Source organism: Mycobacterium scrofulaceum (assembly GCF_001667885.1).
In the GTDB taxonomy this organism is placed as follows: Bacteria; Actinomycetota; Actinomycetes; order Mycobacteriales; family Mycobacteriaceae; genus Mycobacterium; species Mycobacterium scrofulaceum_C.
The window spans coordinates 1-9888 of record NZ_LZJW01000105.1; the positions used below are offsets into that span (position 1 = coordinate 1).

Annotated in this window: 5 protein-coding genes and 1 pseudogene; 1 reads left to right on the plus strand and 5 read right to left on the minus strand. The window is 70.8% G+C overall.

All coding sequences use genetic code 11. From position 1 onward, the window contains the following. The coding region (locus A5681_RS16730; RefSeq protein WP_419866334.1) for a beta-ketoacyl synthase N-terminal-like domain-containing protein at window positions 1-235 on the minus strand (235 nt) is incomplete at its 3' end. On the opposite strand from A5681_RS16730, the pseudogene pks2 reads away from it, so the two are divergent. Continuing rightward, window positions 235-5985 (plus strand): annotated as a pseudogene (gene pks2, locus A5681_RS16735) (sulfolipid-1 biosynthesis phthioceranic/hydroxyphthioceranic acid synthase); the annotation flags it as partial. The gene A5681_RS16730 and the pseudogene pks2 overlap by 1 nt on opposite strands. 9 nt (window positions 5986-5994) lie before the next feature. On the opposite strand, the gene A5681_RS16740 reads toward pks2, so the two are convergent. From A5681_RS16740 to A5681_RS16755, 4 genes are read right to left on the minus strand one after another with little or no spacing between them, the layout of a single operon-like run. After that, window positions 5995-7245: a phthiocerol/phthiodiolone dimycocerosyl transferase family protein gene (locus A5681_RS16740; protein ID WP_067277140.1), complete on the minus strand. Its 1251-nt coding sequence runs from the start codon at window positions 7243-7245 to the stop codon at window positions 5995-5997. Between the two features lie 15 nt (window positions 7246-7260). Beyond that, window positions 7261-8088 carry an ABC transporter permease gene (locus tag A5681_RS16745; protein ID WP_067277143.1) on the minus strand — a complete coding sequence of 276 codons (828 nt, stop codon included), beginning with the start codon at window positions 8086-8088 and terminating at the stop codon, window positions 7261-7263. Then, the gene (locus A5681_RS16750; protein WP_067277148.1) at window positions 8085-8900 is read right to left on the minus strand and encodes an ABC transporter permease; all 816 of its coding nucleotides are present in this window, start codon (window positions 8898-8900) and stop codon (window positions 8085-8087) included. Before A5681_RS16750 ends, A5681_RS16745 begins: the two co-directional genes overlap by 4 nt. After that, complete coding sequence (locus A5681_RS16755; protein ID WP_067277152.1) at window positions 8897-9883, minus strand: daunorubicin/doxorubicin resistance ABC transporter ATP-binding protein DrrA; 987 nt, start codon at window positions 9881-9883, stop codon at window positions 8897-8899. Before A5681_RS16755 ends, A5681_RS16750 begins: the two co-directional genes overlap by 4 nt. Window positions 9884-9888: the final 5 nt, after the last annotated feature.

The following is a 9888-nucleotide window of genomic DNA, read 5'->3' on the forward strand; positions in this document are numbered from 1 at the left end:
ACACCCGCGGATCCAGCACCAGCATGGCGCCACCGGCCAGTGCGAGATCGCTCTCGCCGGTGTTCAGGCTCGCGCACGCCAGGTGGACGGCGAGCAGGCCGGACGAGCATGAGGTGTCGAGCGTGATGGCCGGGCCCACCAAACCCAACCCGTAGGCGATCCGGCCGGAGGCCATGCTGAACGGGGTGCACGTGTAGCCGTAGGCGTCCTCCATCACGCCCGCGTCGCCGCTCATCAGCGTGTAGTCCTGCTGGCACATCCCCACGAACACACCGGTGCGCGAGCCTGAACACCGGCGAGAGCGATCTCGCACTGGCCGGTGGCGCCATGCTGGTGCTGGATCCGCGGGTGTCGGCGTCGGCGTCGGCGCAGGGCATGCTCTCGCCCACCGGCCGCTGCCACACGTTCGACGTCGCGGCCGACGGGTTCGTCCGCTCCGACGGGTGCGCGGTGGTGTTGCTCAAGCGCCTGCCCGACGCGGTGCGCGACGGCGACCGCATCCTGGCCGTGGTCCGCGGCACGGCGGTCAATCAGGACGGCCGTTCCGAGACGATCACGACGCCGTCCGCCGATGCGCAGGCCGCGGTCTACCGGGCGGCGTTGGGCGCGGCCGGAGTCGACCCGGCCACCGTCGGCATGGTCGAAGCCCACGGCACCGGAACCCCGAAGGGTGACCCGCTCGAATTCGCCAGCCTGACCGAGGTTTACGGCGCCGGCGGCAATCGCGTCGCGCTCGGATCGGCCAAGAGCAACGTCGGGCACACCGAGGCCGCGGCCGGCGCGGTCGGATTGGTCAAGGCGGTGCTCGGGCTGCGGCACGGCGTGGTGCCGCCGATGGCCCACTTCACCCGGCTGCCCGGCGAGCTCGCCCGCCTCGAAACGGGATTGTTTGTGCCGCAGCAGGTTACCCCCTGGCCGGACAAGGGCGGCCCGCGGCGGGCCGGGGTGACGTCGTTCGGGATGTCGGGCACCAACGTGCACGCCGTCCTCGAACAGGCGCCCGACACCGCCGCCGACACGGGCGGCGCGGACTGCCCACGGCCGCTGCTGTTCCCGCTGTCGTCCACCTCCGCCGACGAGCTGCGCCGCACGGCGCGGCGGCTGGCCGAGTGGATCGATGACAACCGGGGGACCGTGTCCGCCGCCGACCTGGCCTACACGCTGGCGCGGCGCCGCTCGCACCGGACGGTGCGCACCGCGGTGACCGCGGATAGCGTCGACGAGCTGATCGCCGGCTTGCGCGAAATCGCCGACGGGGACACGCCTTACGCGCCGGCCGCCGGCCACGACGACCGCGGGCCGGTGTGGATCTTCTCCGGCCAGGGCTCGCAGTGGGCCGGGATGGGCGCGGAGCTGCTGGCCAGGGAGCCGGCGTTCGCCGCCGCCGTCGCCGCGGCCGAGCCGTTGATCGCGGCGGAGGCGGGTTTCTCGGTCACTGAGGCGATGTCGGCGCCGGAGACGGTCACCGGCATCGACCGGGTGCAGCCGACGCTGTTCGCCTTCCAGGTCGCGCTGGCGACCGCGATGCGCGCCCATGGTGTGCGGCCCGGGGCGGTGATCGGCCACTCGATGGGCGAGATCGCGGCGGCCGTCGTCGCCGGCGCCCTGTCGCTGCCGGACGGGGTCAAGGTGATCTGCCGACGCTCGGCGTTGATGTGCCGCATCGCCGGCGCGGGAGCGATGGCCTCGGTGGAGCTGCCCGCCCAGCAGGTGCGCGAGGAGTTGGCCGCCCGCGGCGCCGGCGACGTGGTGGTCTCGGTGGTCGCTTCGCCCAACTCCACGGTGATCGGTGGGGCGACGCGCGCCGTGCGCGATCTGGTAGCGGGGTGGGAGGGCCGCGAGGTGATGGCCCGCGAGGTGGCCGTGGACGTCGCCTCACACTCGTCCCAGGTCGATCCGATCCTGGCCGACTTGGCCGCCCAACTCGCCGACCTGACGCCGGCGGTGCCCGAAGTGCCGTATTACTCTGCCACGCTTGACGATCCGCGCGCACGGCCGGCTTTCGACGCCCGCTACTGGGTGGACAACCTGCGTCAGTCGGTGAAATTCGCCGCGGCGGTGCAGGCCGCCCTCGACGATGGTCACCGCGTCTTCGGCGAACCGTCGCCGCACCCGCTGCTGACCCGCGCGGTCGAACAGAACGCCGCCGCCTCCGACGTCGGGATCGCCGCGCTGCCGGCCATGCGCCGCGAACAACCGGTGCCGCATGGGCTGTTGGGCTTCCTCGCGGATCTGTTCAGCGCCGGCGCCGCCATCGACTTCTCGGCGCTGTACCCCGGCGGTCGGCTGGTGGACGCGCCGCTGCCGACGTGGACCCACCAGCGGCTGCTCATCGATGCCGACGGGGCGCGCGCGCGTGGGAATTTCACGGTCGAGGTGCACCCGCTGCTGGGCGCGCACGTGCGGCTGCCGGAGGAGCCGGAGCGCCACGCGTGGCAGGGCGGGGTGGGCACCGCGGCGTTGGCCTGGCTGGCCGACCACCGGGTGAACGGGCTTGCGGTCTTTCCCGGGGCCGGCTTCTGCGAGATGGCGCTGGCGGCCGCTGCGGCGGTGTTGGGGCCGGACGCCGAGGTCCGCGACATCCGCTTCGAGGAGATGCTGCTGCTGGACGACGAGACACCGGTGAGCGCGGTGGCTTCGGTCCGGGACACCGGCGTTGCCGAGTTCGTGGTGGAGACCGATCGCGACGGGGAGCGGATCCGCCGCGCGGCCGCCGTGCTGCACGCGGTCGTCGACGAGCAGCCGCAGCGACGCGACGTCGCCGCACTGCTGGCCACCCACCCGCAGGGGAATGACGGTGCGGCGCTGCGCCAGTCGTTCGCCGAGCGCGGCGTTGAGTACGGTCCGGCCTTCACCGGCCTGGTGTCGACGCGCACCGCCGAGGGCAAGAGCCGCAGCGTGGTGGCCGAGGTCGCGCTGCCCGCCGCGGTCCGTGCGGAGCAGGGCGGTTACGGCGTGCATCCCGCCCTGTTGGACGCCTGCTTCCAGACCGTGCTGGCGCATCCCGCCGTCAAGGAGGCCGCGCAAGGCGGCCTGCTGCCGTTGGGCGTCGCGCGGTTGCGCCGCTACGGCCCGACGCGCGGCGCCCGCTACTGCCACCTGCGGCTCGCCGCGGCGACGGCGTCCTCGGTGGACGTCGACCTCGACGTGCTGGATTCCGACGGCGCGGTGCTGCTGGCGGTGCAGGGCCTGCGCATGGGGCTCAGCCGGGGCGGCGCCGACGAGCTGATGGCCGAGCGGCTGCTGACCATCGACTGGCAGCAGCAGACGTTGCCGGCGGTTCCCGAGCGGGTCGCCGGGTCCTGGCTGCTGATCGACACCGCCGAGGCCGACCTGCTCACGTCGACGCTCGCGGACACACTGAAATCCCTTGGCGCGCAATGCGACGTGCTGAACTGGCCGCAGCGGGCGGACCACCAGGCCGCCGCCGAACGGCTCGGCGGCGCGGTGCGCGACGGCCTCGAGGGGGTGGTGATCGTGTGCCCGCCACCGGCCGGGGAGCCGGACGAGCAGGGCCTGCTCGACGGCCGGGAGCAGGTCCGCCATCTGGTGCGCATGATCCGCGACCTGCCGGAGATGTCGGCGACGCCGCCGCGGCTGTACGTCATCACCCGGCGGGCGCAGATCGTGCGGCCCGCGGACGAGCCGAACCTGGTGCAGGCCGGGCTGCGCGGCCTGCTGCGGGTGGTCGGCGCGGAGAACCCTCAGCTGCGGACCACCCAGATCGATCTGGAGAGCGACGCGGACGTCGAACATGCGGCGCACGAATTGCTGTGCGGCTCAGCCGAGGACGAGACCGCCTGGCGCGGCGGGCAGTGGTACACGGCGCGGCTGCGCTGCACGCCGCTGGGCGCCGAGGAACGCCGGGTCACCACGGTCAACCACGAGACGGACCGGATGCGTGTGGTGGTCCGTCACCCCGGTGACCTGCAGACGCTGGAATTCGTCGCCGCGGACCGCAGGACGCCCGGGCCGGGGGAGGTGGAGGTCGCGATCGACGCGTCCAGCGTCAACTTCGCCGAAGTCCTTGCCGCGCTAGGCCGTTACCCCGACCTCGAGGGCGAGCCGCACCAGCTGGGGTTCGACCTGGGCGGCGTGGTGACCCGCGTCGGTGCGGATGTCACCGAGCACCGCGTCGGCGACCGGGTCGGCGGCTTCTCCGGGTTCGCCAACGGCAGCTGGGGCACGTTCGTCACCTGTGACGCCCGGCTCGTCGCCGGCCTGCCGCCCGGATTGGACGCGGTCGCGGCGGCGGCCGCGGCGACGGCATACGGCACCGCGTGGTACGGGCTCTACGAACTGGCGGGCATCTCGGCCGGGGACAAGGTGCTCATCCACTCCGGCACCGGCGGCGTCGGCCAGGCCGCGATCGCGATCGCGCGAATGGTGGGTGCGCAGATCTACGCCACCGCGGGCAGCCCGGAACGACGGGAGATGCTGCGCGGCATGGGGATCGAGCATGTCTACGACTCGCGCAGCACGGCCTTCGCCGACGAGATCCGCCGCGACACCGACGGATACGGCGTCGACCTGGTGCTCAACTCGCTGACCGGGGCCGCCCAGCGCGCCGGGCTGAACCTGCTCGCCTACGGCGGGCGATTCGTCGAGATCGGCAAGCGCGACATCTACGACGACGCCCGGTTGGGCCTGTATCCCTTCCGCCACAACCTGACGTTCTACGCCGTCGATCTGGCCCTGCTGACCAAGACGCACCCGCGGCGGGTGCAACAGCTGTTGCGGGCGGTCTACCAGCGGATCGCGGACGGCGATCTGCCCCAACCGGTTTGCACCGAATACCCGATATCGGAGGCCGCCACGGCGATCCGCGTGATGAGCGGCGCCGAGCACACCGGCAAGCTCGTGCTCACCGTGCCCCGCACCGGCCGGACCCGCGCGGTGCTGCCGCCGGAGCAGGTCCCGGTCTTCCGCGACGACGGCGCCTACATCGTCACCGGCGGCCTGGGCGGGCTGGGCTTGTTCCTGGCCTCCGAGATGGCCAAGGCCGGTTGCGGGCGGATTGTGCTGACCGCCCGCTCCGCACCGACCCCCAAGGCGCGCCAGGCAATCGAACGGCTCCGCGCGAACGGGACCGATGTCGTCGTGGAAAGCGGCAACATCGCGGAGGCCGACACCGCGGCCCGGGTGGTGGCCGCGGCCACGGCGACCGGACTTCAGCTGCGCGGCGTGCTGCACGCCGCCGCGGTGGTCGAGGACGCCGTGCTGGCCAACATCACCGACGAGCTGATCGACAAGGACTGGGCGCCAAAGGTCAACGGCGTGTGGAACTTACACCACGCGGCGGCCGGGCAGCCGCTGGACTGGTTCTGCTCGTTCTCGTCGGTCGCCGCGCTGTTCGGCTCGGCGGGCCAGGGCGCCTACGCCGCGGCGTCCAGCTGGTTGGACGGGTTCACCCACTGGCGCCGCGGCCAGGGCCTGCCCGCAACCACGATCGCGTGGGGCGCCTGGGGCGAGATCGGGCGCGCCACCTTCCTGGCGGCCGGCGGCCGTACCACGATGATCGCCCCGCAGGAGGGCGCGCGGGCGTTCGAGACGCTGCTCCGCTACGACCGGGGCTACACCGGTTACGTCCCGACGACCGGCGCGCCGTGGCTGGCCGCGCTGGTGGCGCGCAGCCCGTTCGCCGAGGCCTTCCAGGCCGCCGGGGAGCAGCACGGCGGTGAGGGCGCCACGCTGCGTGCCGAACTGCGGGCGCTGCCGCCCGACGAATGGCCGGCCCGGCTGCGGCGCCTCATCACCGAGCAGACCGGGCTGATCCTGCGGCGCGCGATCGATCCCGACCGCCCGTTCGCCGATCATGGCCTGGATTCGCTGGGCAACCTCGAATTGCGGACCCGCATCGAGGCCGAGACCGGGATACGGATCACCCCCAAGGTCGTGGCGACCTACAACTCCGCGCGTTCGCTCAGCCTGCACCTGACCGAGACGCTGGTCGCCGAAGCGGAGGGCGCCGCCGCGGCATCCTGACGGCGGGGTTCACTCCATCACCCAGCTGTCCTCGTCGACCAGCGAGCACAGCCGGGAATGGATTGCCTCCAAAGTCTTTTCGCGTCCGGGCAGGTGCGCGTGGTGTTCGATGAACAGCCGGTTGGCGAAGGTGCCGACGCTGTAGAGGTCGACGGGGGCGCGGGTGGGAAAGTAGAGCTCGCTCTGAAAGTCCTCGAGCTCGATCTCCTCGGGCACCCGCAGCGGGGGGATGGTGCCGGTGTCGGTGCACAGCACCACCGGGGGCAGCCCGGCCGGGGTGCCCTGGTACTGCAGGTTGAAATGCATCGCCGATTGCTGAATCACGCCGTCGGACAGGTCGTTTCGGAAGGACTCCACGATCCCGCGGGCCAAATCCACCAGGTCGGTGTCGGCCCTGATCTCGGCGAGATAGGTGGCCACGCCCAGCGGCAGCGTGCTGCCGGTCAGGCTTACCGGGGGTGACAGCAGGTAACGCAGATCGACCGGATAGATGTAGGGGATCGGAATGTGCGGCGTGTCGCGCAGTTCCCACTCGGCCAGCAGAATCGCCGCCGCCACCACGGAGTTGAGGCTGAGCTGATTGGCCAGGCCGAACTCCACCAGCTCGGCGGTCTCCTCTTCGGTGAACCGGATCCGCGCGATCGGAATAGGTTGAATTGCATCAGGATCCGGCATCGCCGGCGGCTTCTGCTGGGGTGGCAGATCGTAGGCGAACATCGCCTTGAACAACTTCTCCAGCCCGGACCGCTGCTGCTTTGTCACGCCTCGCTGTTCGAGCAACAGCTCCAGCGATTCGGGCGCCGGCTGCGGCGTGATCGGGGGTGGTGCGCCGGTAGTCACGACATCGGTGTAGAGCGAGAACAGCTCCTCGAGGAGACCGAATGCGTGGTGGGCGTCGGCCAGGCTGTGATGGGTGTACAGCGTCAGCTCGGTGCGCTCGCCGCCGCGCTTCAACCGGAGGTTGAGCAGGGTTTGCGTCTGGTCGAGCCGGATTCCCGCGGCGGGATCGGCGTCGTCATCGATCACCCAGATGCCGGGGTGCATGAGGTCTTCGGCGACGATCTGGTAGCGGCCGTCGTCGCCCTTTTCCAGCCGGCCGGTGAACACCGGATGGGCCTCGAGCAGCGCGTCGAAGGCGTCCGCCATCGCGTCGATGTCCAGGGGACCGTGGACGAATGCGGTGAAGGCGAAATACGTTTCGTTGACCGCGAAGACCTCTTCGCTGCGCGTCAGCTTTCGAATCACGGATCCGGGAAACATTCTTCTACCACCTTGTCAGCTCGTGCTGGCCCGTCGGTAGCCGACCAGCGTCGGCACGATGCAGACGGCGGTGATGCCGCCGGCCCACAACAGCGTGGCGATCATCGGCCACCGCACCGGGCCACCCAGCGACAGGCCGCGCATCGCCTCGATCGCGTAGCTCATCGGCTGGTGGGCGACCACCGGCTGAATCCAGCGCGGGAATTGGTCAACCGGCAGAAAGCCGGTGGAAAACACCACGGCGAGAACGTGTGCCAGCGTGACGGTTTCGAGCAGGAAGTTGTTCGCGGTGTACAGCGCCACCATCGTGATCAGGGTCGCGAAAGCCAGCCCGAATATCAGCGGGACCCCGAGCCAGGCCAGGGTCGCGAGTAGACCCTGCCGGAAGCGGAACCCCAGCAGCATCCCGACGCCGAGCACGACCAGCGTGGTGATCATGATCCGAATCATTTCGGCGGTGATGCGCGAGAGCACGCCTGACGCGCGGTGCACGGGCACCACCCACAGCCGGCGCAGCAGGCCGTCGGAGCGCTCGCCGATGAGGCCGATCGCGCCGATCGCCGCGCCGTTGATCGTGGCGGCGAGCGCGTTCAGCGGGACGGTGCCGTACAGCGCGCTGTGGCCGGTGACCTGGGAGATCACGTTGCCCAGGATGATGTTCAGCGTCAGCAGGAACAGGACGGGCAACACCAGCGCCTCGATCACCGTCGTCAGGTCGCGCGCCCAGCGCAGCAGGATCCGGCGCGTCTGGACCCAGGTTTGGGACGCCAGCGCCCGCGCCGAGTCCTCCTGGTGGCGGGGCCGTTCCGCGACCAGATCGGTGGAGTCAGCGAGCAGGGTCATCGCGCCCGCCTGGCCAATACGATCGCCGACGTCGGTATCAGCAGCACGGTCAACCCGCACAACCAGGCCAGCGTCGGCGCCAGCGCCGACCACGTCACCGGGCCGCCGTACGGGGCGGCGTCGCCGGCCAGGGCGCGCAGAGCGATCACGAACTGGGAGACCGGCTGGTTGCGCACGACCGGCTGGATCCAGTGCGGAAACTGCTGCGCCGGTTGAACTCCGGTGGACAGCAGTCCGAAGATCAACGGTGGCAGGATGAGCAGCGGCGTCATGGCCTCCGGGTTACGTGTCCCGGTGCCGACCAGGTCCGCCGCGAACGACAGCATCGACCCGATGGCCACCACCAGCACGCAGAACGCGGCGACGTAGATCGCCGAGCGGTGGAACCGGAACCCGATCACATAGCCACAGATCACCGCCACCGCCACCGAAACGGTGCACCGGTACACCGCGGCCGAGACGCGGGCGCCCACCGGGGCGAACGGGGCCATCGGCATGGACCGGAACCGGCGATTGATGCCCTGCACCGAGTCGGTCGCGGCCCGAAACGCCGTCGACATCGCGGCGAAGGTGATCGCCTGCAGCGCGATCAACGGCATCACGTATTGCGCGTAGCTGCTCGACATGCCCTTGGTCGCGGTGCCCATGACCTGATGCAGCGGAATGTAGAAGCCGGCCGTGAAAACGACCGACGACGCGACGGTCACGATCAGCTCGCCGTTGCGCAACGTCGGTGCGACGAACCGGATGGTGAGGACCCACCACTGCGTCAGCGTGGACAGGCGGCGCTCGGTGGTCGTGGCGGCGGTCACCCGACGGCCTGGGTCGCGATGGGGGATTCGTCGGTCAGCGCGAGGAATACGTCGTCGAGCGACGGCCGTCGCAGGGCCACATCGGCCACCTCGATGTTGGCGGCGGCCAATCGCCCGACGGCCTCGATGAGCGTGTTGGCGCCGTCGGGGGCGGGAATCGCGATCCGATCCGAATCGGGCGTCAAAGCGGCCCGGATCTTCTCCGGGAGCAGGGGGCCGAGAACGTCGGCGATCGCCCGCAGATCCGCGAGGCGGCGCGGCACGATTTCGCAGTAGCTGCCGCCGGTGCGCTCCTTGAGCTCATCGGCCGTTCCCTCGGCGATGACCCGCCCGTGGTCGATCACCACGATCCGGTCGGCCAGCGCGTCGGCCTCCTCGAGATACTGCGTCGTCAACAGCGTGGCGATGCCCATGCCCTTGAACTTGGCGACGAGATCCCAAATGCTTTGCCTGCTGCGCGGATCCAGCCCGGTGGTGGGCTCGTCGAGGAAGACCACCTGGGGCCGTACCACCAGGCCGCAGGCGATGTCGATGCGCCGGCGCATGCCGCCGGAGTAGGTCTTCACCCGCCGGTCGGCGGCGTACGCCAGATCGAATTCGTCGATGAGCTGCTGAGCGCGGGCGCGGGCCGCCGATTTGGTCAATCCGAACAGCCGGCCGAACATCACCAGGTTCTCGGTTCCGGTGAGCATGTCGTCGATCGCCACTTGCTGCCCGGTGAGCATGATCGATTGGCGGACACCGGCCGGTTCGTGGACGACGTCGTAACCGGCGACCACGGCGCGGCCGCCGTCCGGCTGGCTCAGGGTGGACAGGATGTCGACGAGGGTCGTCTTGCCCGCGCCGTTCGGCCCGAGCAGGCCGAGCACCTCGCCGCGGCCGACTTCGAAGCTGACCTCGTGCAGGCCCACGAAGTCGCCGAAGGTTTTGCGGACCTTGTCGACGACGACGGCCTTGTCCGTGGCTCTGCGCGTGTGGTTCACCGGGG